Raw genomic sequence first — 22326 nt, 5'->3', positions numbered from 1 at the left:
AAATAAAAAAAAAGAGGAGAATGATGTAAATGAGAAAAGGGAAATTTTTTTTGCTAGCCTTGTCTGTTGTTACGGCATTAGCAATCCTACCTGTAAGCACTGCAAGTGCTTCGAGTAGTGGATTGACTCTAATCAAAACAGAAGAACATGAGTTTAAGGGGGAGGTCTTTCAAATTCAGACATTGAAAGATGGCGATGGAATTGAATACACTCGAATACCAACTCCTGTTGAAAACAAAGTCGAAATAGCAGAATATGTAGAAAATTTGAAAAATCCATCAAAGATTGTACCTTTTGCTGGTACAACAGATTGGACAAGAAACATTTCAAATAGTTCTTCAAATGCAACTGTTTCAATGACTACCAGTGGTGAAACGTATTTTTCATTAATTCCTCCAATAACGGAAGACACACTTACAATTAATCAAGGCTCTATGACCGGATACTGGTTCGGTTCAGGTAATGCTGATAAAATAGTGCTATCTTATAAATATGAATTTAGTGCTTTATTAATTACACTTTCATTCCCTCCAATGTTAGTTAAGGACTCAAGTACTTTATCTTGGACTTCATTGCCAATTGAAGATGAATGGAATGTAACAGCACAAACTGAAACTGCTACTGGTAAAAGTAGATTTCAAATGAATGGAGTTACAATCACTGCATATGCAGATGTCTATAAAGGAAATAATGTTTATAAACCTAAAGCATCCACATATGTTATGTATTCTAGTCCAAATCATGAATAAATAAGTTACATTTTAGAGTCTGGGACAAAACCCGCTCAAAAGGAAGTCTCGAACTCAACGTTTGAGACTTTTCTTTTTTATTTAAAAGTACTTTTCTATTATTCACTTTTTTATTAGGCTATACGCAGTCTACTTATTATGGTTGAAAAATGAATCGTTAAAGAAAGATAGTATTTGCAAAGTTTGGTAGCCCTAGGATAAAACCTTAGTTACCGATATTAAATGGTTTTAGTAGCCATCCCGAAATGAAAACACACATTCAACTGATGTAGTTCCTCGTATTTGGTTAAAAAGTGATTGAATTGTTATTCAATCACTTTTTAACCAAAAATATTGACTATCATTATTAATGGCTTTTTCTGACCCCACATCAATAATTCTGTCGAAAATAGTCTTTTTATCAATTGCTATCTTAGATCTATTAATCCTATCCAACTCAGAAATAATAAAATCGACATCAGTATTAATCTCATATACATATCTGTCATGTAGCACTTTTAAAGCTAATAATAGCTCATTAGATTGATTGTATGCAATACTAAATGTTTTTGAGTGGTTACTTAATAAATCAATTATGAGAGAAAACGAAGCTATTATTAACAGACCTATAGAAAAAAGCTTAGAAGATAGAATCGGAATAAACAACTGAAAAAGAGCAATCAGAACTAGTATACAGCTTATAATTTTTGGAACATAATTAAATAACTGAACAAATCTATTATATTTATTTATATCCCTTGCAATTATTCTTCCTTGTATTAATATTTCATTTTTAATATTATTAGGTCTAGTCATGGTTAAATTGATACCTCAATCCTTATCAATTAACGAATTAATGTCGTTATTTAGATTAAGATTTAACTTATGTAATTCACGTTCAGTGTGTTCTCTTAGTGACATTAACTCATCATAATATGTGAAATAGTTTTTGCTAGAAGAAAAAAGTTTAAGGTACTCTAATAATATTTTGTAATACTCATAATTCACAAGACTATTAACACCTGTGATTTTATACACATCTTTACTTATATCAACATCATCAAGATAAACTTCATTATTGATTTCTCGAACGAAGTATGGAATTAATTGGGGGTTAGCTAAATCCCAATCAATTCGCAATGCTTTTCTTAACTCTTCAATAAAATCATTATCTTTAACTAATAAGTATTTGAACTTTAAAGATGAGCTATAAAGAACAATTTTTTTGAAATTCAGTGAATTTTTTTTGCGGCTTATAAATAAAACCTTCCAATTATTACATAATAAAATCTTTAATATTTCTAACTCCGTGTCTTCTTTGGCATCTTTTTTCAAGAACTGAATCGTCATTAATATAGGTAATAAAATTCCTAGAAAGCTTTCAATTATAACAAAAGTTTGGCCATAACCGGTAATTGATATTTCCGAATTAAAGTGAAAAAAAACAGATGTACTATAACTTATAAGATCAATGAAAATTAAATGTTTATCGTTTTTATAATCCGAAATATTAATTCCTTCAAAATATAAAAATTGGTTTTTAGTTTCCTCACTCAATGATCCATTACTCAAATCAATAGCAAATGCAACAAAATAAATGAATGAAAATAATAAAATAGTTGCAAAGCAAACTAGTAATAAATTAATCGAAAACTTCATTACTGTTTTTTTATGCTTGGTAAACCTTATTAGAAAAAATAAAAAAAAAGCTAAAAACAAAAAAAACATGGGGAGTATCTTTAGAAATTCACTGTATGGCATATGATTTTCCTTCCTAGAATTAATTCACACACATTCTGTTACTAAAAATATAATTTTTTCATATAATTGTTATATTCTATCTTGTAAAAAACTCGAATAGCAAAGCAACATCATCACGTTTTAACAATAATGTACTAATAAACAATAGATGATCTTTTATTAAAATAGCTTCATAAGCTACAAAAAGATACTTAGTTGCTAAGCATCAGGTACATTGTCTATAGGGATTTGTGATACCACGTGTCAATATCAAATGCAAAATTAGTTACTGCTTGAATAACCATCCTTTAGTGCATAAAATCAAAATGAATTTATAAAAATTGACTTTCTTTACATTTTATTTCATATACTAGTTAGTTTGTGTGCTGATTTTTTGACTATAAGTAATCTTTTTAGATTTCTTTTACTTCACCATGCAGCACTTTGTGAATTGAGTTTCATAAATATCTCTCCTATATATTGTAGTTGAGTTGCCTATAAGTTTTAAATAGATCAGTTGAAACATAAGTGCTTTGAAGGTGCTCATCTCTAAGCCTAATTAGGACTTTATAGAACTCTAGATTATTTGGATCGTGGGCAAGCTCTGATAAAAATTCATAAAATAGTGCATGAAAAGATTCAAACTCAGAGCATTCGTCTTTCTGTTGTTCTTGTCTAAGTAACTGACTTGGAATTAGTACTTGTTTAATAAACATGTTACTAAGCATCACATTCAAATCCTCTTGAACAATATCGGCATGCATCTGCATCTCAGATAGGAGATTATCCTCAATATCTAGAATTACCTTCAATTTTCTACTCCTCTCAACGAATTAATGAACTAAATTAACTATTATACAATTGTTAGAGAAATCCTTCTTTCATGCAGCCATATAAAGAAAAGTATTTAAACACCTTAACTAATATTCGTGGTTAGCACTATATACCACTGTACAATTTATTTGAACAAAAGATCGATTACTTGGAAAAATTTCCAATATTACTTTTGAAATATAGATGGGGTAGAATAGAATTCAATGAACGCAAAAAAGTACGTATCAGCTCGATTATCACCAAATGCAATAAGTAAACTCCAATTGCTGATTATAATTCATTAAAGTTTAGCCAATTACAGCAATCTTTATCATTGCAAGCTACTGCTATGCTTAACGAGCAGCCACTATTTGTTCGAAGCCTCCAGGGAGAAGAGGTAAGAATCATGATTGATGAAGCAATCTTTCTTATTGGCCGAGCAGAAGAAGGCGTACATTATCAGGAAGTGGCGAAAGGTGTATCTCGGGTACATTTGGAGCTTGAAAGGAATCAAGGCAAGCTACAGGTGAAAGATGTTGGTTCACGTAACGGAACATATCTTAATGGCCAGCTCATGGTTGCATATAAGGCTTATTCACTGCAGGCAGGAGACAAACTGCAGCTCGCCAGTACAGAAGGGCCGATCTACGAGCTAGTGGGGTAATTCGTTAATAAGTAGCAGCCAATGTCAAAAAGTTAAAGAAATTCGTAACAAAAAACGTCAAATTCTAAATTCCATTTAGGAATATGAATTCGACGTTTTTTGATTACCTATCGTTGATGCATTATTTCTTTTCGATGCTCTCTAGCCATAACTGCTTAGTGCCAGAATCACCGAATGTTTTCTCTACATATTCGAAGCTAACCGCCTCGTCACCATGATATTCAGAGATAATATGCTGCAGGTCTTCGTCAACTTGTAGCGCCAAATAACTCTCGCCAACTTGAATCTCTACCGTATGACTATCAGCAGCACCAATATATGTGCCCTCAGCTTTAATAACATCACTTATTGATTCATTTAGTTCGGGATCGTTGGATGTATTGTTGCCATCCTCTGAATCTGAACCTTGATCATCCTGACCTGGAGTCAGTGTTCCTGGGTCAAGTACACCAGTGTCCTCTGGCAAATTATCAGATGGAATAGTCCCTTGATCGGTTTGCTCTTGCTCTGTGTCTGGTGTAGCCGTAGGTGTAGTCGGTGCATTGTTGTTGTTATCGCTACAAGCAGCAAGCATTAGAGCGATTAGAATGGCACTTGTAGTTGTGGCTGTGCGCTTCATTCTATTCTTCCATTTCATTAAATAGCCACCTCCTTACTTCTCATGAGCCTGTTGATTATACTTTACGTTTTTTCTCCACATGAAAAGTATATCCTTAGCACAGTCTACCTCTTTATACGCTGTAAACTATGAAAAGGTTGCGGATTTCTATTTATTTATTAAATGCTCATAGCGGCTATAGTCGATTTGCTTCTTGTTTAGAAACGAGATTAAGCTTTTATAATCGCGCTTTGGCGTCGCTCGTATGTAGCCTTCGATACAGTGCTCCTTCGTAACCTCTGTTGCTCCGCTTTCTATGGCAACCTGCCCAATCCGTGCAGCAATGGAGTGCGAAGCGATATCTCGAAAAGGAGTTGGTACAGGAGAGACTAGCACTGCTAAAAATTCCTTAGCTTCATCCGTCCACATATGGCGGCTTCGCTCAACCCAGTAGTTTTGCCAATCGAGCTTAGACTTACCGTCACCCATCGGCATAATTTTCAAAAACTTTCTGAACATAAAGAATCCGCCGATGCCCATTGCAATGAGCATAACGATTGCCCAAAATATAATGAAGTACATAAACCAATCCGACATTTGTTCGTTCACCTCATCGAAAATTTGCTATTCCTATTTGACATTATAGCCTGAAACTTGCAGGTTGGGCACCTTTTTAGCTAGAATCGTTGAAAGTTGGGTAAGATGTAGCCATAAAGCTGTTTTTCGCTTGCGGAATGCAGCAGGCTTGCACTACAATAAAGTGTAATTAGCCTCAGAAGGAGAGTTAAATATCATGTTGAAAATTGGATCGCATGTGTCATTTTCAGATAAAGGTCTAGTTACTGCTGTAAAAGAAGCTGTTACCTATGACTCTAGCACCTTTATGATTTATACGGGAGCACCACAAAATACCCGCCGCAAGCCGATTGAATCCATGTACATTGAAGAAGGCAAGGCGTTAATGGAGAAGGCAGGCATTCATGAGATTGTAGTGCATGCACCTTATATTGTGAATCTCGGATCATATAAGGATAATACATACGAGCTAGGAGTTTCTTTCCTACAGGAGGAAATTCGTCGTACGGATTACATAGGAGTAAAAAACATTGTGCTTCATCCAGGCGCCTATACGGATAAAGATGCGGCCTATGGTATATCCCGCATCGCTGAGGGCTTGAATGAAGTGCTATCGGGTACATCTGAGACTAATGTTAACATCGCACTGGAGACGATGGCTGGAAAGGGAACAGAGGTTGGTCGTACCTTTGAAGAAATTGCTCAAATTATCGAGAAGGTGGAGCGCAACGATCGATTAACGGTTTGCCTTGATACCTGCCATATTCACGATGCGGGCTATGATATTGTCAATGATCTTGATGGTGTTCTTCAGCAGTTTGATGGCATTGTTGGTCTTGATCGTATCGCTGTTGTTCATATTAACGACAGTAAAAACAGCATCGCTGCGCATAAGGATCGACACGCACCGATCGGCTCGGGCTATATTGGCTTCCAGACGATCCATAATATCGTCCATCATGAAGCGTTAAAAGGTAGACCATTTATTCTAGAGACACCTTGGATAGGTAAGGACTCTAAGCTGACTGCACCGATGTATGAAGTGGAGATTGCGCTGCTGCGCGGCAATGTTGCTGAGCATTTTGGTCCGTCATTTGTTGAAGATGTTGAACGTCTAAACCATTTCTTTGCAGGTAAGGAAATCAACCCTCAGCAGTTCACGGCAGAGATTTGGGAGCTTCTTAAAAAGGACGCAAAAGCGAAAAAGGCAGACCCGCGTGAGCCGCTGGAACGTTTATACGATCTTATTATTGAAGGAAATGCCTTAAGCTCGGAGCTGAGCGAAAGCGAAGTGAATAAACGCTTAATTGCTGCGCTGTCTGGCGTAGATAAGTTTTAATATTATTGTAGATAAAGGAAGGTTATCATGTCACAAACTCAACCATCTCGCGAATACGAAAATCGAGCGAGAATGCTAATTTCCTGCCCTGACCGTCCTGGTATAGTGGCAACCGTATCACAGTTTTTACATGAGCATGGCGCGAACATCGTACAATCTGACCAATATACGATGAACCCAGAGGGCGGAATGTTCTTTATCCGCTTTGAATTTGATCTAAAGGATCTGGAGAAGGAGCTACCAACGATTGTTGAGGACTTTAGCCGTGTAGCTGACCGCTTCGATATGAAATGGAGCACATTCCGTGCAAGCCGCAAAAAGCGTCTGGCGATCTTCGTATCCAAAGAGGATCATTGCTTGAATGAGCTGCTCTGGCAGTGGAAATCTGGCGATCTCGATGCTGATATTACGATGGTCATCAGTAATCACTTAGATATGAAGGATCAAGTGGAATCGTTCGGTATCCCTTATTACCATGTACCGGTTACAGCAGATACGAAGGCGGAGGCTGAGCGCAAGCATTTGGAGCTGGTGTCTGGCAAAGCGGATCTGATCGTGCTTGCACGATATATGCAGATTATTCCACCAAAGTTTATTGAGGAATTTCCAAATCGAATTATTAATATTCATCATTCGTTTCTACCGGCCTTTATTGGTGGAAGTCCGTACGCACAGGCTTACAAACGCGGCGTAAAAATTATCGGTGCAACAGCTCACTATGTTACGGAAGAGCTGGATGCAGGACCGATTATTGAACAAGATGTGCAGCGTGTCACACATCGTGATGATATTGTGAATTTGAAGCGTATTGGTCGTACGATTGAGAAGGTTGTTTTAGCTCGCGCTGTCAAATGGCATCTTGAGGATCGTATCCTTGTCCATCAGAACAAGACAGTTGTATTTAATTAAAAATAGATGGTACAATATTCAACGTAATTAACGAAAAACGACGTTTTTTTACAAAAGATAAAACCTTGGGAGGAAACTGAAATGACTGTTTCTCAAAAATCAATAGATCAGTTATCCATTAACACGATCCGTACATTAGCTATTGATGCAATTGAAAAAGCAAAATCGGGTCATCCTGGTATGCCGATGGGTGCTGCACCGATGGGGTATACGCTTTTTGCGAAAAAAATGAATCACAATCCAGCAAATCCATCTTGGATTAATCGTGACCGCTTTGTTCTTTCTGCAGGTCATGGTTCTATGCTGTTGTATAGCCTGCTACATCTATCAGGCTACGATCTTCCACTAGACGAGATTAAACAATTCCGTCAATGGGGATCAAAAACTCCTGGACATCCTGAGTTTGGACATACGGCTGGTGTAGATGCGACTACGGGTCCACTTGGACAAGGTATCGCGATGGCGGTTGGTATGGCTATGGCAGAAGCACAGCTTGGTGCAACATATAATAAAGATCAATTCAAGGTTGTTGATCACTTTACATACGCGATTTGCGGTGATGGCGACTTGATGGAGGGTATCTCACATGAGGCAGCCTCTCTTGCAGGTCACTTAAAACTTGGCAAGCTTGTAGTATTGTATGATTCCAATGACATTACACTAGATGGTGTGCTAGGACTGTCATACTCCGAAACAGTACAAAGCCGTTTTGAGGGCTATGGCTGGCAAGTGCTTCGTGTACAAGATGGTAACGACCTTGCAGCAATTGAGGAAGCTGTTGCAGCTGCTCAAGCTGAGACAGGCAAGCCAACATTGATCGAAGTTAAAACGATGATCGGCTATGGATCTCCTAACAAAGGCGGAAAAGGTGGTCATGGCGGTACGCATGGTTCACCACTAGGCGCTGAAGAAACAAAGCTTACTAAGCAATACTACGGGTGGGACGAGAATCATGAATTCCACGTGCCAGACGAGGTGCGCGCTCATTTTGCAGAAGTGAAAGCAAAAGGTGAAGAAGCGAATGCACAGTGGAGTGCAATGTTTGAAGCATATAAAGCTGCTCATCCAGAGCTTGCGAAGCAGTTTGAGCTAGCTACTACTGGTGCGCTTCCACAAAACTGGGATGCTGAGCTGCCTGCATATAAAGCAGAAGATGCAGCGATGTCTACTCGTGTAGCTTCCGGAAAAGCGATTAACGGTCTAGCAAAACAGGTGCCTAACCTAGTTGGTGGATCTGCTGACCTTGAAAGCTCTACAATGACTCATATTAATGACGAAGCAAGCTTCGGTCCTGAGGACTACTCTGGCCGTAACATTTACTTCGGTGTACGTGAGTTTGGTATGGCTGCGGCTATGAACGGAATGCTTCTACATGCAGGTCTTAAGGTTTACGCGGGTACATTCTTCGTATTTACCGACTATCTGCGTCCAGCGGCTCGTCTATCAGCACTAATGAACATTCCTGCGATTTACGTGCTTACACACGATTCTATTGCAGTTGGTGAGGATGGACCTACGCATGAGCCAATCGAGCAGCTAGCTTCGATTCGCGTTATTCCAAATCTAACGGTTATCCGTCCTGCTGATGCGAATGAAACATCCGCTGCTTGGGCGTATGCTGTTGAGAACACAGGTGCTCCTGTAGCGCTAGTGCTTACTCGTCAAAACCTTCCTATTCTTGAAGGTACCGTTGAAGGAGTTCGCGAAAACCTTAAAAAAGGTGCTTATGTACTGTCCGATGCTGCAAACCCAGTTGCTCAAATTATTGCAACAGGCTCTGAGGTTCAGCTTGCAGTTGCAGCTCAAAAAGCGCTTGCTGAAGAAGGAATCGCAGTTCGTGTGATTAGCATGCCGAGCTGGGAGCTATTCGACAAGCAGTCTCAAGAGTACAAAGATTCTGTTATTCTGCCTGAGGTTAAAGCTCGTCTTGCTATCGAGATGGCTCATCCAATGGGCTGGCATAAATATGTTGGCGACAAAGGTGATGTGCTTGGTATCGAAACGTTTGGTGCTTCAGCGCCTGGCGATCGCGTAATCAAGGAATATGGCTTCACTGTGGAAAATGTCGTTAGCAAAATTAAAGCATTAGTGTAATAAGAATCGACGATTCAATCAGCAAAGGGGAAATTCCGAATGTCTCAATTCGATAACGTTTCAATTATCAAAAAAGCAAATGTATATTTTGATGGAAAAGTAACAAGTCGTGCAGTGGTATTTCCTGATGGCACGAAAAAAACATTAGGTATTATGCTGCCGGGTGAGTATGAGTTTGGAACTGACACAATTGAGATTATGGAAATATTAGCTGGTGAATTAAAGGTGCTACTGCCTGGACAAGCCGAGTGGCTTCACATTAAAGGCGAGGGCCAATTCGAAGTGGCGGCCAATGAAAAGTTCAAGCTAGTCGTTACGGAAGTAACAGATTACGTTTGCTCTTATCTGTAGACTGCTGATTTTATGCTTAATAGTGCTGCTGTTGCTCAAAGACAGCAGCACTATTTTTTTGTTTAATTCCTACTTGACACATAGGAATTATTGGAGTAATCTAACATTAGAAATTTTAGCCAATACCATTAGAATGTTAAAAACTTCAGCGCTAAATGATTTGGCGATGAAAGTCAATATATCGGCCGATTAGACGACTAAAGGCACGAAATCAATTGCTACCCTTCTAAAAGGATGCAGCTGATTTTGTGCCTTTTTTCTTGTGCCAGTCATAGGAGGGATAAACATTACTGACAAGGGGAAGGAGTTTTTAGAACGTCACTATATGATCGGACAGATCAATATCGATGTTATCTTTAACAGCTTAACGGAAGCTGAGGTCATTCAGCAGATTCGGATTTTTGGCAAGCTAATCGAAAATGTTGAAGGCATGTCGGGTAAGATATTGACCGCTGTACATTCGAATATGGACGCATCATGGTCAAGAGTGGCAGCGAGCATTATTTAACTTATTAATTTTATATACGAGGAGTGTTAATGATGGGACATCCAACCATTTATCCAACAGGAGCTACGATTTATAACCCACAAAAGGCATGGAGTGGTTTTACGATTTATCAGGCAGCAGGCGTAGGAGCTTTGCTCATTGACATGAACGGTAAAGAGGTTCATCTATGGAAAGGGCTGAGAGGCTTTCCGAATAAGGTTTTCCCAGGTGGCTATGTGCTTGGCAGTACGAAGCAGCGGGACCCGCGCTTTGGCTTTCAGGATGAAGCGAATCTCGTTCAGGTAGATTTCGATGGAAATATCGTGTGGAAGTTTGACAAGCTGGAATATATTGAAGACCCTGAGCAGGAGCCGCAATGGATGGCACGTCAGCATCATGATTACCAGCGCGAAGGTAGTCCAGTGGGTTATTATGCACCAGGACAAGAGCCTAAGACAGAATCAGGCAAAACACTCATTCTAGCTCATCGTAATGTGCATAAGCCGGAAATTACTGATAAACGATTGCTCGACGATCTCATTATTGAGGTAGATTATACGGGGAACATCCTTTGGAGCTGGAGTGTGAGCGATCATTTTGACGAGCTTGGCTTTGATGAGGCGGCCAAAAATGTGTTATTCCGCAATCCCAATGCACGCTCCTTTGGCAGTGAAGCAGATGGAGACTGGATGCATATTAACTCTGCCTCCTATGTAGGTCCGAATAAGTTTTACGATGCAGGAGATGAACGCTTCCATCCAGACAATATTATATGGGATGCGCGAGAATCGAATATTATTGCCATAACAGATAAGAAGACAGGGAAAATTGTTTGGAGACTTGGTCCAGATTACTCCTTGCCCGAGGTGAAGCATCTTGGCTGGATTATTGGACAGCATCATGCCCACATCATTCCAAAGGGCTTGCCGGGTGAAGGCAACTTGCTAGTATTCGATAATGGCGGCTGGGGAGGCTATGGCTTGCCTAATCCTGCCTCACCATATGGCTTAAAGCATGCGGTGCGTGATCATTCTCGTGTGCTAGAGATTAATCCTGTCACATTTGAAATAGAATGGGAGTATACACCGACGAAGGCGGGCTTTAATGAGCCGACGGATTCATATCGTTTCTACAGCCCTTATATTAGCTCTGCGCAGCGACTGCCCAATGGAAACACGCTGATTACTGAAGGTGCTGATGGCAGGCTGTTCGAGGTAACAAGTGAGCACGAAATCGTATGGGAATACATCTCTCCGTATAAAAATAATTTTAACGCCAATATGGTATATCGTGCTTATCGTGTCCCGTATGAGTGGGTGCCGCAGCTTCAGAAGCCAGAGGAGGCAGCTATCGAACCAATTGATGTGGCGAATTTCCGAGTGCCTGGTGCTGCACCTGCCGGTACTGAGTCTGTTGTAGAGGTAGCAGGTACAACTTTAGATACGTTGGAGGGAGCGCTTTGCGTCGTCAGCAATCTTGAAGTAAAGCAAAGAGAAGATAATCAAGAGGAGTAATGAGCCATGATAAATAAAAAAGCGTTAGGGTGGAGCTTGATATTAATCCTAGTATTCACATTGATATTATCTGGATGCGGCAATGAAGACACAGCCTCATCTCAGCCAGCAAATGCAAAAGGTGCTGCTGCGTCAGATGTAATAAAGCTGACCTTTGCCGACATTATTACCAATCCAACGTTTCAGGTCGCATTAGAGGAAGGGATATTTGAAAAGTACAATATTGATGCAACGATTGCTACGTTCGCAACACCGGCTGAAGGCATTAATGCATTATTTATTAATCAAGTCAATGTTGCTTATGGAGCTGATTTCCCAGTGCTGAATGCTGTAGCAAAAGGTGACTATTCGATTATTGCATCGAATGGAACTGGATTAAGAGAAGAAGATGCGAAGCGCTGGAAGCTATACGTTAGTAACGACATTCAAGCGCCAGAGGACTTCGTGGGGAAGAAGCTAAGCTTCAGTCGCGGGACCTTTATTCCTTATTTGTGGGATGAGTTTTTGACAGAGCAAGGGGTAGATCCTGATAGTGTTCAGTTTATCGGTCAAGGCGGCTTTGACGAAAGCTACATCGCATTGAAGGGCGGAGAGATTGACGGTGTGTGGGCGGTTGGTTCCGTACTGCTTGATAAGCTTGCTGCGCTCGATAATGCGTACGAATACACCGATATGTCAGCTACGAACGTTCGAATTGGTGGTGACCTTATCGTTCAGAGTAAGCTGATTCAAGAGAATCGTGAAGGTGTAAAGAATCTCTTGCTCGCGATTGATGAAGCAAGTGCATTTATTGCAAGCAATCCTGAGCGTGTAGCCGACATTATGTACGATAAAGTAAAGCAGCCTAAGGAGCACACAATTCGTGACTTGCAGGATAATACATGGAATCTTCATTATTCCGAGGAATCATACGAGAAAATAAGCAGTCTTAAGAGCTATTTGCTCGCTGAAGGCATCATAGAGAATGATTTTGATCTGGCTTCCAAGTTCGATCTAAGCTTGCTGCAAGAAGCATTGCCTGATCGTGTAACCTATGTCCCGTAAGGAGGAATCGATATGTCACTTGCCATTCAATCGCCAGAGCAAACGATCACGATTGCTAATTTGAACAAAAGCTACGATCAAGCTGTAAAAGGTGAGCTTCATTATATATTGAAGGATGTAAATATAACGATAAAGGGCGGAGAGTTCTTCGTCCTTCTCGGACCTAGCGGATGCGGTAAATCTACGCTGCTTAATATGATCGCTGGCTTCGTAAGTAAAACCGAAGGTCAGCTAAAGGTTGGTAAGCACGAGGTGCACAAGCCAGGTCAAGATCGCGCTGTCGTATTTCAACAGGCGGATGCCTCATTGTTTCCATGGCTCAATGTTAGAGAGAATGTGGAATTTGGCTTGAAAATGAAAAAGATAAGTAAAGCAAAACGGCAAGAAATCTCTAGCCATTACATCGAGCTTGTTGGTCTCAATGGACACGAGAAAAAATTCCCACGTGAGCTGTCAGGGGGGATGAAGCAGCGCGTACAGCTGGCAAGGGTGCTTGCGAATGATTCTTCCATTCTGCTTATGGATGAGCCGTTTGGCGCATTAGACGCGATGACAAGGCGAACGATGCAGAAGGAGCTGTCTCATATATGGAGGAAAACCGGGAAAACGGTCATATTTGTAACGCATGATATACAAGAAGCGGTGCTGCTAGGACAGCGCATTGGTATTATGTCTCGTGGACCTAACAGTAAGGTAACTGATATCTATGATGTACCTTTCCAATATCCACGTGATCCTGGTCAGCAGGAGTTTATAAAGCTAGAAAAAACAATACAAGCTCATTTTGATCACGAATATACGATCTAGGGAAAGGAGTAAAACGAATGAAGATACTGAAGAATAAATGGATAAGCAACGTTTTGCTCTGGATCATGGTGATTGCTGTCTGGCAGATTGGGGCTGTGATCTATGGACCAGATGTCATTCCTGGACCGCTGGCAACGCTGAAAAGTGCGGGTGAGCTTATCGCCGATGGTTCGCTGCTCCATTATATCGGAATCAGCTTCTATCGCGTATTTGTCGGATGGGTGCTTGGGAGCAGCATTGCGATTCCGCTTGGCCTTCTCATTGGTAGAGTAACCATCGTGCGTATATTTGCCGAGCCGTTTCTGAATTTTATACGTTTCATCCCTCCGATTGCTTTTATTACACTATTTTTAGTGTGGTTCGGCATTGGGGAGCAGTCGAAAATTGCATTAATTCTTTATGCTACGCTATTTATCGTTATTATGAACACGCTGACGGGTGTGCTTGCAGTAGAAGAGGATAAGATTCGAGCAGCTCGCAGTCTAGGGGCATCCGAATGGCAAATTCTCGTTCATATAGTCATCCCCGCAACAGTACCCTATATGTTTACTGGTGTGCGACTTGCGATGGGGACATCATATATGGCTATTATCGGAGCAGAGATGATAGCTGCAAATGAAGGCTTAGGGTATCTAATCTGGAACTCAAGGCTGTTCTTCAGAACGGATTGGATCTTTGTCGGACTTATATCTTTAGGGCTGATCGGCTTCTTCACTGATCGACTGGTCGGCTTACTCGGCAGAAGGGTACTCTATCGATATGGTATTGTCAGCTCTGAGCCGATCAGAAGATAAGCATACAGTTACGTCGGTAACTACTATAGCTGCAATGATCATTGGTTAATATCAATTTACAATAGATTTAGGGCATATCTGTGGGGAGCTATCTGAGGTGATATAGGAGTGCTGAGCTTATGCAAGCATGTCGGATAGCAAGCCACACTATCGGTATGCCCCTTGTACGTATGTTCGTCTGCTAGCGCTACATATACTCCAAAAACTCCACGCGATTGCCGAAGGGATCTTTGATGAAAAAACGCTTCACGCCTTCTTCTAACCGCTCATTATCATCGGTAATGTTTTGCTTGTGCATCAGTAGGTGATTGCGCAATTGGCCAAGCCCTGCTACCTGAAAGCCAGGATGAGCTTTAGTAGCTGGAACGAAGTCTGCTTGTACGCCGATATGGACCTCATGCATACCACACTGGAACCAAACACCACCTCTCTGACGTAAAGCGATCGGTTTCTCAATCTCCTTCCATCCAAGCAGCTTGCCGTAAAAGTTACGAGCAGCTTCTTCACAGCCCGCTGGAGCAGCAAGCTGTACATGGTCAATCCCCTCAAAGTTAAACGTATGACTCATCACAATCACACCTCTTTCATTACCTAGTTTCACTAAATGAAACTAAGTTTCATATTATAATGTATCAAGTATAATGCCAACCACTACGAGATGCAATGAAGTTGTTTTATGTTGTAATCAATACTCCGATAACGTTGTTGAAGTTATCATATATTGGCTTGGCCACTTGCCCTTGTATGAAATCGCATCTAATCCGTATAACAATATTAAAGTAAGTGTTAAATGTTATATAGCTCCATTAGTTTTATTATATATCCTCTGCTTTGCAAGCGCTTTATAATGAGGGTAAAAGCGAAGGTCACTCTAGTAAAGGAGCGGATAAGATGACGATTGAATTTATTAAAGGTGCAGATATTTCATTTGTAGATGAGATTGAACAGGAAGGCGGAGCGTTTTATGAGCATGGGGTAGAACGTGATGTGCTAGATATCTTAAAGGATAGTGGCGTTAACTCCGCACGCTTAAGGATCTGGAACAATCCAACGTTCGATTATTGTAATCCGAAGAAGACACTTATGATGGCAAAGCGCATTAAAAAGAAGGGCATGCACTTTTTGCTGGACTTTCATTACTCCGACTACTGGGCAGACCCTGGAAAGCAGCATATGCCTAAGGAGTGGGAAGGCCTTAGCTTTGATGAGCTAGTAGACGCAGTAGAGGAGTTTACTGCATCCTTCATCAACGAGCTAAAGCAGCAGGGCACGCTGCCTGATATGGTGCAGGTCGGCAATGAGATTACGAACGGGATGATCTGGGGAGAAGGTAAAGTAGACGGTGAGCACAATACTCCAGAGCAGTGGGAAAAGCTCGGTCAGCTGATTGCTGCTGGCATTCGCGGTGTACAGTCGGCAACAAGTGGTGAACCGAAGATACCGATTATGATTCATATCGATCGCGGTGGTGATCATGAAGGGAGTCGTACGTTCTACGATAAGATCGCCAGTCTCGGTATTGAGTACGATATTATCGGTTTATCCTATTATTCGTGGTGGCATGGAACGCTAGAGCAGTTTACGGACAATATCAATGATCTTGCTGTGCGTTACAGGAAGCCAATCGTTGTTGTCGAGGTGGCATATCCGTGGACGATGACACCGCCGGATGAAAAGCCGCTTATATTCAACACTGAGGAGTGGGTTTATCCTGGCTATCCTCCTACGGTAGAGGGACAAAAGCAGTGGCTGCTAGAGCTGATGAAACGCATTAAGGCGATTCCTGATGGACTTGGCTTAGGCTTATATTATTGGGAGCCGTGCTGGATTCCATCGAAGCAGTCATGGTCGGTAGGGCACGAAAACAATTGGTCTAATCTTACACTGTTTGACTATAAAGGCAACAAGCTCGATTCACTGAATGCGTTTCGAGAAGACGAATGAAGCAATCCGTGAACGTTTATATGGTTGCTTGAGCTTCAACCGATCATGCATAATAGTAGGTATCAACGCTTAGGTGGTGATACCTTGGAATGGGGAAATGAGAACATTCGCTATGTATTTTCAACGATAGAACGGTCGCTGCCCTTATACTTAGAATCGATCGGCTACAGTGCTTGGGAAAGAATATTTCATCGACCTGAGGGATACCCGTATTATCACTGGCTTCATACGCTAGAAGGCGAAGGTCACTTCGAGCTATTAGGTGAAGCGGTAAAGCTGACAAAGGGAAAAGGGGTGCTGCTGACGCCTTTTACGCCGCATAGCTACTATCCCGCCTCTGATCGTTGGTCAACGATATATATAACATTTGGCGGAGCGTCTGCCGCATCGATTATGCAAGCGCTTAATATGAACGAGTCTACGTTTTACGAGGAAGAGGATCATCAATTTGGCAAGCTGTTCAGTGATTTGTTCCAGAGAATTTCGAATGCGGAGTCGCATTCCAATTTCGAGGTTTCGGCTGATCTATATTCCTTCCTTATGCAGCTTCGCAAATATGGCATGCTGAATAGTCAGCCTTCACTCTCTCAATACTATCGAAAGCTTCGGCCCGTAGTGACGTGGATGGAGCAGCATATAAGCGACAACATTGGATTGCAGGAAATATCTGATCAATCTGGCATTGGCATTAATCAGCTGCATGAGCTGTTTCAGCAGGCATTTGGTTTAAGTCCATATTCGTATCTAATTCAGCTGCGCATCCAAAAAGCGAAGCGCATGCTACTAGATGATCCAGATCTGGCCTTACGTCAGGTAGCTGAACATACAGGCTTTAACGATGTGAGTCACTTTGTGGCTACGTTTCGTAAAAAGGAAGGAATAACGCCCGGTAAGTATCGAGAGCTTCACTTAACAAGTGAAGAGCAAGAGGTAGGTGCGACGAGGGAATAGCTTGATATGAGGAAGCTGGAGCAGAATTGATTCGGGTTATGGCTAGAGATGAATAATTGAACAACATACAACAGATGCTAGCTTCATTCTTAGCGGAATGAGACTAGCATTTTTGTTTTATAAAACGTCGTTTTTCTGTTACAAAAGCGTCAAGAATGAAGTGGATTAGAAGATCATAATAAGCTAAAGTATTATAGATAGGAAAATTTAAGGAGGTACATACGGCTATGAAAGAAAGAAACTATACACCGCTCGTTCTGATTTTGACAGTGGTCATCGTTGCATTAATTGCAATACTATTCTTCCTTCCTGCTTATGATGGTGAGGTTGGCTTTGATGTTCACATACTGCCTATGCTGAACGCGATTTTTAACAGCTTTACATTTATCGCGCTTGTCGTAGCGCTGGTAGCCATTAAAAAGAAAAACATAAGCATGCATAAAACCTTCGTCGGTGTTGCCTTTGTGTCGACGACGCTGTTTTTGATTTCTTATGTAACGTATCATTACTTAACTGAATCAACATCCTATGGCGGTGAGGGGATTCTACGAGGTATTTATTTCTTTGTGTTAATTACACATATCGTACTTGCTGCGGTTGTAGTTCCATTTGCGCTGTTTTCGGTTATACGAGGCTTAACGAATCAAATTGAGAAGCACCGTAAAATCTCCCGCTGGACGATGCCCATCTGGCTGTATGTAAGCTTGACAGGTGTTATCGTTTACTTGATGATCTCACCTTATTATTGATCGTTTAGTTCGTCTTGTGAGATAAATAAGTACAAGCTCCTATAAAACATATTTGTATCACCATTCAATAGTTATTATAGCTGCTGTACTTGTGTTTAAGGTGCAAATTCGCTATCCTTAATTAAAAGTCATTTCATATTTAGAGAATGAAGCTATGCTTCGGAATTTTGGAGGTCTTAAAACGATGGGAAATACAGTAAAATTTGACTACAGCAAAGCTTTGACATTCGTTGGTCAGCACGAGGTTGATTATTTTTCTGAGCAGGTGCGCGTGGCACATGAGCAGCTACATAACGGTACAGGTGTTGGATCTGACTTCTTAGGTTGGATTAATCTTCCAACTGAATATGATAAAGAAGAATTTGCTCGTATTAAGCAAGCAGCAGAAAAAATCCAACAGGATTCTGAAGTATTGATTGTTATCGGAATCGGCGGATCGTATCTAGGAGCGAGAGCAGCGATTGAGATGCTGTCTAACTCTTTCTATAATATTCAATCCAAAGAGCAACGTAAAACACCTCAAGTATTATTTGCAGGTAACAACATTAGCTCTACATACGTGAAGCATCTTCTTCAGTTGATTGAAGGACGCGATTGGTCAATTAACGTTATCTCCAAATCAGGTACAACAACTGAGCCAGCCATTGCTTTCCGTATTTTCCGTGCTGAGCTAGAGAAAAAGTATGGCAAAGAAGAAGCACGCAAACGCATTTACGCTACAACAGATAAAGCAAAGGGTGCGCTTAAGTCCCTTGCAACAGCTGAAGGCTATGAGTCCTTCGTTATTCCTGATGATGTAGGCGGTCGTTACTCTGTACTAACAGCTGTAGGCTTGCTTCCAATCGCAGTTGCAGGCATCGATATCGATGCAATGATGAAGGGCGCAGCAGATGCTTCTGTTGAATACAGCAAGCCTTCTCTTGCTGAGAATGAGGCATATCAATACGCTGCGATTCGTAATGCGCTATATCGCAAAGGTAAAGTAACAGAGATTCTTGTAAACTATGAGCCAAATCTACACTTCGTATCTGAGTGGTGGAAGCAGCTGTTTGGTGAATCAGAGGGTAAGGATTATAAAGGTATCTATCCTGCATCTGTTGACTTCTCTACAGACCTGCACTCCATGGGTCAGTTCATTCAAGAGGGTAACCGTAACATTTTCGAAACGGTTATTCAAGTGAATGAAGTGCCAGAGCAAATTACGATTGAAGCAGACGAAGCAGATCTTGACGGTCTAAACTTCCTTGCTGGTAAAACGATGGACTTCGTTAACAAAAAAGCATTCCAAGGTACACTACTTGCTCATACTGATGGACAAGTACCTAACTTGATCGTTAACCTTCAAGATATGACGCCTTATACATTTGGCTATATGGTGTATTTCTTCGAAAAAGCATGTGCAGTGAGCGGATACCTGCTAGGTGTGAATCCATTCGACCAGCCAGGCGTAGAAGCATACAAAACGAATATGTTCGCGCTGCTTGGGAAGCCTGGGTTTGAAAAACAGAAAGCAGAACTAGAAGCTCGCTTGTAAGATGTAGTTCAAAACGTCCGACTTTGATAACGATGTAACTCGTTGAAGCTTATTCGGCATCGAATATGAAACGCTACCGAATACTCCGGTGCTCACGTACCAAAAACGTACGCTGCGCTCCTCGTCTTCTAGTATCGTTCCATCTTCTCGGTGCTGAAAGCCGGACATTTTGAACACTCATTTAAGATGTAGTTCAAAATGTCCAACTTTGATCACGATGTAACTCGCTGTAGCTTATTCGGCATCGAATCTTGAACTCAGCCGGGGACATGCTTTCGAAGTATGTTTTCTGCGAAAACATTGTAGGTGCTCACGTACCAACTACGTACGCTGTGCTCCTCAATCCCTAAGCTTCGTTCAACCTTCTCGGTGCTGAAGCCTGAACTTTTTGAACACTCAATGTAAGAGGAAGTTCTCGCACAATATGAAAAAGTTAATCCTGCACAACGTCTGTGCAGGATTATTTATTAGGCAAGGAGGGATTTGTTTGCTGCAACGTTATCGAACGGTAAGACAGGATGGTAGCAAGGAGATTGTTATTAAGAAATCACGCTTTATCGGCTACGCTAGACCTGTTGAAACAGAGGAAGAGGCCGTTGCCTTTATTGACGAGATAAAAAGGCTGCATCGTCAAGCTACACATAACTGCTCTGCTTATATCGTAGGAGAGCGAGATCAGTTTCAGAAGGCCTCCGACGACGGAGAGCCAAGTGGAACGGCGGGCAAGCCAATACTTGAAGTAATTAAGAACAAAGGGCTAAAAAATGTCGCTGTCGTCGTAACGAGGTATTTTGGAGGCATCATGCTAGGCGCAGGTGGACTTGTGCGTGCGTATACCGATGGGGCAGTTGCAGGGATAGAGGCAGCGGAAGAGATCGTCTACGTGCTGCACCGTGAAGTATTTATAGAGGTTGATTATACGTGGTATGGCAAGCTGGAGAATGAGCTGCATGGACGCGGTACAAGGCTTGGCAATGTTGATTTTACCGATAAGGTGACCGTATGCTGCTTGCCAGAAGCAGATGAAGCAGAACAATTTGTGGCTTGGGCTACGGATATCACGCAAGGCAAATCTGTCATTACGCTTGGTGAAGAACGCTATTATATTGAAAATGAATAGAATATATCCGATTGAAAGCCGATACCCACTGGTCTAGCCAGTGGGTATTTTTTGTGCATTTATCTATTAATTTCCGTATAGATGCGACAATTAACGACAATTCATGATAGAATAGATAGTAGATAAATAGAGTTTTAGCTAGATTTGATTTGAAGTAGGTGAGAGCTTATGAAGAAACATACGAAATTTATAGCAGCTATCATGATAATTATATTTACCTTAATAACAACAGCTGAACCTGCAGAAGCGGGTTTCTTTGATCGAGCTAGAGATATATACAACGTTCCCGATAAAATAGAGGAGCTGCAGCAGGAATACAATAAGGCTAAGCAGGTGTTGGACGAGCAGCTTGCCGCTCAGCAAGAGCAGCTAGAGCAATCCCGCCAGCAAACGGAGGAATTGTTGAGCAGGCAGCATGAATTGCAGGAAAGCAACGAATATTACCGCCAGCAGAATGAGCAATACCGTGAACAGACGAATTTGCTAATCGCTGAAAATGAGAATTTGCTGCTTAAGATGGAGAAGATGGAACAGGATCGCAAAGCGTGGTACCAAAGGCTTGTATTATTCGTTAGTGCAATGTTCCTGCTTATTCTCCTATATGCGTTATCTGTGCGTATATGGCGTTATATCGCATGGCGTAAGCATGGAAGAACACGGAGTGTACAGCTGCCATGAACATCGTATCTCCTTCGCCGCTCGGACATGTTCGTATAACTCTCGAAGAGGATGAAGTGCTTCACGTGCTGCATTCCAAGTCCATACTAGCCTATAACGGGTCACCGCTTGGACGTGAGGACAAGCTAATGGGAATTGGTGGTGCTTTTCGTAAGAAGAAATGGATACGATCACGTCTGCAAGGACCTTCGTCATTTTTGCTTGGGTTGCCGGCAGGCTATTCGTTTCAGGCATTAGATATTGGAGAAGGCAGTAATCTATTGTTTGATTTCCGGCACGTTGTCTTTTTTTCAGAAGGCATGAATGCTCGCAGTAAAGTGCTTAAGCTGAAAACGGCATGGATTACGAAAGAGCTGATTCGTGTCAAATTCTCTGGGCCAGGCAAGCTTGGTGTTATTACAGTAGGCGATCTAGCAACGATGCAGCTAGATCCTGAGATCCCTTTGTTTGTCGATAAGAGTGCTTTAGTTGCTTACCCGGAGGATGCATCCATTCATCTGACCGTGTACGGTAACTCCTTGGCAAGTCAACACATGAATGTTCAATGGGAGCTGAAGGGTTCGGGACCTGTGCTTATTCAGACGGGCTCACAGGATCGACAATTAGAAGCAAAGCTTTCTGAGGACGGCTGGTTCAAGCGACTACTGCGAGAGCTGCTCCCCTTCGGAAGCGTCTATATTAAATGAGTTTTTATATAATGCATGCTATGCACAATAACATATCCAACAATAAGCCGCCTATCCGATCGATGCTGCATCGACCAGATAGGCGGCTTATTGTTGACCACTTTTTATGCCAATATACGCTGCCGTAGTGTGAACAGGCGATAACTATTAATCGAAAAAAATACATTGACTTCCAATACATGTGAGTGATACATTGTAAATACCTA

At 41.5% G+C, this 22326-nt stretch carries 24 protein-coding genes; 18 read left to right on the top strand and 6 right to left on the bottom strand.

The window, feature by feature from the left end; translation table 11 throughout:
- Positions 1-29: 29 nt before the first annotated feature.
- Entirely contained in the window at positions 30-749 is a 720-nt protein-coding gene (locus M3180_RS04665; protein WP_251666112.1) for a hypothetical protein, read from the top strand.
- Positions 750-1058: 309 nt separating this feature from the next.
- Here M3180_RS04665 and M3180_RS04660 read toward each other — a convergent pair whose 3' ends face one another.
- The 3 genes from M3180_RS04660 to M3180_RS04650 form a co-directional block, all read right to left on the bottom strand.
- A complete protein-coding gene (locus M3180_RS04660; RefSeq protein ID WP_251666111.1) occupies positions 1059-1544 on the bottom strand; it encodes a hypothetical protein in 486 nt (161 codons plus the stop codon).
- A gap of 15 nt (positions 1545-1559) precedes the next feature.
- Entirely contained in the window at positions 1560-2489 is a 930-nt protein-coding gene (locus tag M3180_RS04655) for a hypothetical protein (protein WP_251666110.1), read from the bottom strand.
- A 452-nt stretch (positions 2490-2941) separates the two neighbouring features.
- Entirely contained in the window at positions 2942-3280 is a 339-nt protein-coding gene (locus tag M3180_RS04650) for a hypothetical protein (RefSeq protein WP_251666109.1), read from the bottom strand.
- A 407-nt stretch (positions 3281-3687) separates the two neighbouring features.
- On the opposite strand from M3180_RS04650, the gene M3180_RS04645 reads away from it, so the two are divergent.
- Positions 3688-3945: an FHA domain-containing protein gene (locus M3180_RS04645; RefSeq protein WP_251666108.1), complete on the top strand. Its 258-nt coding sequence runs from the start codon at positions 3688-3690 to the stop codon at positions 3943-3945.
- A 121-nt stretch (positions 3946-4066) separates the two neighbouring features.
- On the opposite strand, the gene M3180_RS04640 is transcribed toward M3180_RS04645, so the two are convergent.
- Both M3180_RS04640 and M3180_RS04635 read right to left on the bottom strand, forming a co-directional pair.
- Complete coding sequence (locus M3180_RS04640) at positions 4067-4582, bottom strand: LytA/YqiH family protein (protein ID WP_251666107.1); 516 nt, start codon at positions 4580-4582, stop codon at positions 4067-4069.
- Positions 4583-4711: 129 nt separating this feature from the next.
- Positions 4712-5140 (bottom strand): DUF2621 family protein, encoded by a 429-nt coding sequence (locus M3180_RS04635; protein ID WP_251666106.1) that lies wholly within the window; start codon positions 5138-5140, stop codon positions 4712-4714.
- Positions 5141-5336: 196 nt separating this feature from the next.
- Here M3180_RS04635 and M3180_RS04630 point away from each other — a divergent pair, with 196 nt between their 5' ends.
- The 9 genes from M3180_RS04630 (at position 5337) to M3180_RS04590 (ending at position 14458) form a co-directional block, all read left to right on the top strand.
- Positions 5337-6458, top strand: a complete 1122-nt coding sequence (locus tag M3180_RS04630; RefSeq protein WP_251666105.1) for a deoxyribonuclease IV — start codon at positions 5337-5339, stop codon at positions 6456-6458.
- 27 nt (positions 6459-6485) lie between these two features.
- Positions 6486-7367, top strand: coding sequence for a formyltetrahydrofolate deformylase (gene purU / locus M3180_RS04625; RefSeq protein ID WP_251666104.1), 882 nt, complete (start codon positions 6486-6488; stop codon positions 7365-7367).
- Positions 7368-7448: 81 nt separating this feature from the next.
- On the top strand, positions 7449-9461 hold the full coding sequence (gene tkt / locus M3180_RS04620) for a transketolase (RefSeq protein WP_251666103.1): 2013 nt from the start codon (positions 7449-7451) through the stop codon (positions 9459-9461).
- Positions 9462-9500: 39 nt separating this feature from the next.
- Positions 9501-9812, top strand: a complete 312-nt coding sequence (gene ppnP, locus M3180_RS04615; protein WP_251666102.1) for a pyrimidine/purine nucleoside phosphorylase — start codon at positions 9501-9503, stop codon at positions 9810-9812.
- Between the two features lie 262 nt (positions 9813-10074).
- Complete coding sequence (locus tag M3180_RS04610) at positions 10075-10320, top strand: hypothetical protein (RefSeq protein ID WP_251666101.1); 246 nt, start codon at positions 10075-10077, stop codon at positions 10318-10320.
- A gap of 32 nt (positions 10321-10352) precedes the next feature.
- Positions 10353-11813, top strand: coding sequence for an aryl-sulfate sulfotransferase (locus tag M3180_RS04605; protein ID WP_251666364.1), 1461 nt, complete (start codon positions 10353-10355; stop codon positions 11811-11813).
- 6 nt (positions 11814-11819) lie between these two features.
- A complete protein-coding gene (locus tag M3180_RS04600; RefSeq protein ID WP_251666100.1) occupies positions 11820-12857 on the top strand; it encodes an ABC transporter substrate-binding protein in 1038 nt (345 codons plus the stop codon).
- Positions 12858-12869: 12 nt separating this feature from the next.
- Positions 12870-13664, top strand: coding sequence for an ABC transporter ATP-binding protein (locus tag M3180_RS04595; RefSeq protein ID WP_251666099.1), 795 nt, complete (start codon positions 12870-12872; stop codon positions 13662-13664).
- A gap of 17 nt (positions 13665-13681) precedes the next feature.
- Positions 13682-14458 (top strand): ABC transporter permease, encoded by a 777-nt coding sequence (locus M3180_RS04590; protein WP_251666098.1) that lies wholly within the window; start codon positions 13682-13684, stop codon positions 14456-14458.
- A gap of 187 nt (positions 14459-14645) precedes the next feature.
- Here M3180_RS04590 and M3180_RS04585 read toward each other — a convergent pair whose 3' ends face one another.
- A complete protein-coding gene (locus M3180_RS04585; protein ID WP_251666097.1) occupies positions 14646-15026 on the bottom strand; it encodes a VOC family protein in 381 nt (126 codons plus the stop codon).
- 323 nt (positions 15027-15349) lie between these two features.
- Here M3180_RS04585 and M3180_RS04580 point away from each other — a divergent pair, with 323 nt between their 5' ends.
- The 7 genes from M3180_RS04580 (at position 15350) to M3180_RS04550 (ending at position 22120) form a co-directional block, all read left to right on the top strand.
- The gene (locus M3180_RS04580) at positions 15350-16402 is read left to right on the top strand and encodes a glycoside hydrolase family 53 protein (RefSeq protein ID WP_251666096.1); all 1053 of its coding nucleotides are present in this window, start codon (positions 15350-15352) and stop codon (positions 16400-16402) included.
- An 84-nt stretch (positions 16403-16486) separates the two neighbouring features.
- A complete protein-coding gene (locus M3180_RS04575) occupies positions 16487-17353 on the top strand; it encodes a helix-turn-helix domain-containing protein (RefSeq protein WP_251666095.1) in 867 nt (288 codons plus the stop codon).
- A gap of 227 nt (positions 17354-17580) precedes the next feature.
- Complete coding sequence (locus M3180_RS04570) at positions 17581-18102, top strand: DUF420 domain-containing protein (RefSeq protein WP_251666094.1); 522 nt, start codon at positions 17581-17583, stop codon at positions 18100-18102.
- A gap of 184 nt (positions 18103-18286) precedes the next feature.
- On the top strand, positions 18287-19636 hold the full coding sequence (locus M3180_RS04565; RefSeq protein ID WP_251666093.1) for a glucose-6-phosphate isomerase: 1350 nt from the start codon (positions 18287-18289) through the stop codon (positions 19634-19636).
- A 487-nt stretch (positions 19637-20123) separates the two neighbouring features.
- Positions 20124-20756: a YigZ family protein gene (locus tag M3180_RS04560; protein ID WP_251666092.1), complete on the top strand. Its 633-nt coding sequence runs from the start codon at positions 20124-20126 to the stop codon at positions 20754-20756.
- Positions 20757-20924: 168 nt separating this feature from the next.
- Positions 20925-21434, top strand: a complete 510-nt coding sequence (locus M3180_RS04555) for a GAS domain-containing protein (RefSeq protein ID WP_251666091.1) — start codon at positions 20925-20927, stop codon at positions 21432-21434.
- Positions 21431-22120: an AIM24 family protein gene (locus M3180_RS04550; RefSeq protein ID WP_251666090.1), complete on the top strand. Its 690-nt coding sequence runs from the start codon at positions 21431-21433 to the stop codon at positions 22118-22120. The genes M3180_RS04555 and M3180_RS04550 overlap by 4 nt, the downstream gene beginning before the upstream one ends.
- The last annotated feature ends 206 nt before the right edge of the window (positions 22121-22326 follow it).

Origin of the sequence: Paenibacillus camelliae (assembly GCF_023715345.1) — a bacterium.
GTDB classification, from domain to species: domain Bacteria; phylum Bacillota; class Bacilli; order Paenibacillales; family Paenibacillaceae; genus Pristimantibacillus; species Pristimantibacillus camelliae.
The sequence above is the reverse complement of the archived record's forward strand: the minus strand, read 5'-3'. Positions and strand labels throughout refer to the sequence as shown.

What these genes read in the sequence shown, in the direction of transcription:
- M3180_RS04555 (WP_251666091.1), top strand. Translation starts at nt 20,925, where the DNA reads ATGAAGAAACATACGAAATTTATAGCAGCTATCATGATAATTATATTT.
- M3180_RS04645 (WP_251666108.1), top strand. Translation starts at nt 3,688, where the DNA reads ATGATTGATGAAGCAATCTTTCTTATTGGCCGAGCAGAAGAAGGCGTA.
- ppnP (WP_251666102.1), top strand. Translation starts at nt 9,501, where the DNA reads ATGTCTCAATTCGATAACGTTTCAATTATCAAAAAAGCAAATGTATAT.
- M3180_RS04565 (WP_251666093.1), top strand. Translation starts at nt 18,287, where the DNA reads ATGGGAAATACAGTAAAATTTGACTACAGCAAAGCTTTGACATTCGTT.
- M3180_RS04550 (WP_251666090.1), top strand. Translation starts at nt 21,431, where the DNA reads ATGAACATCGTATCTCCTTCGCCGCTCGGACATGTTCGTATAACTCTC.
- M3180_RS04660 (WP_251666111.1), bottom strand. Translation starts at nt 1,544, where the DNA reads ATGACTAGACCTAATAATATTAAAAATGAAATATTAATACAAGGAAGA.
- M3180_RS04590 (WP_251666098.1), top strand. Translation starts at nt 13,682, where the DNA reads ATGAAGATACTGAAGAATAAATGGATAAGCAACGTTTTGCTCTGGATC.
- tkt (WP_251666103.1), top strand. Translation starts at nt 7,449, where the DNA reads ATGACTGTTTCTCAAAAATCAATAGATCAGTTATCCATTAACACGATC.
- purU (WP_251666104.1), top strand. Translation starts at nt 6,486, where the DNA reads ATGTCACAAACTCAACCATCTCGCGAATACGAAAATCGAGCGAGAATG.
- M3180_RS04570 (WP_251666094.1), top strand. Translation starts at nt 17,581, where the DNA reads ATGAAAGAAAGAAACTATACACCGCTCGTTCTGATTTTGACAGTGGTC.
- M3180_RS04630 (WP_251666105.1), top strand. Translation starts at nt 5,337, where the DNA reads ATGTTGAAAATTGGATCGCATGTGTCATTTTCAGATAAAGGTCTAGTT.
- M3180_RS04600 (WP_251666100.1), top strand. Translation starts at nt 11,820, where the DNA reads ATGATAAATAAAAAAGCGTTAGGGTGGAGCTTGATATTAATCCTAGTA.
- M3180_RS04665 (WP_251666112.1), top strand. Translation starts at nt 30, where the DNA reads ATGAGAAAAGGGAAATTTTTTTTGCTAGCCTTGTCTGTTGTTACGGCA.
- M3180_RS04595 (WP_251666099.1), top strand. Translation starts at nt 12,870, where the DNA reads ATGTCACTTGCCATTCAATCGCCAGAGCAAACGATCACGATTGCTAAT.
- M3180_RS04635 (WP_251666106.1), bottom strand. Translation starts at nt 5,140, where the DNA reads ATGTCGGATTGGTTTATGTACTTCATTATATTTTGGGCAATCGTTATG.
- M3180_RS04585 (WP_251666097.1), bottom strand. Translation starts at nt 15,026, where the DNA reads ATGAGTCATACGTTTAACTTTGAGGGGATTGACCATGTACAGCTTGCT.
- M3180_RS04580 (WP_251666096.1), top strand. Translation starts at nt 15,350, where the DNA reads ATGACGATTGAATTTATTAAAGGTGCAGATATTTCATTTGTAGATGAG.
- M3180_RS04640 (WP_251666107.1), bottom strand. Translation starts at nt 4,582, where the DNA reads ATGAAATGGAAGAATAGAATGAAGCGCACAGCCACAACTACAAGTGCC.
- M3180_RS04605 (WP_251666364.1), top strand. Translation starts at nt 10,353, where the DNA reads ATGGGACATCCAACCATTTATCCAACAGGAGCTACGATTTATAACCCA.
- M3180_RS04655 (WP_251666110.1), bottom strand. Translation starts at nt 2,489, where the DNA reads ATGCCATACAGTGAATTTCTAAAGATACTCCCCATGTTTTTTTTGTTT.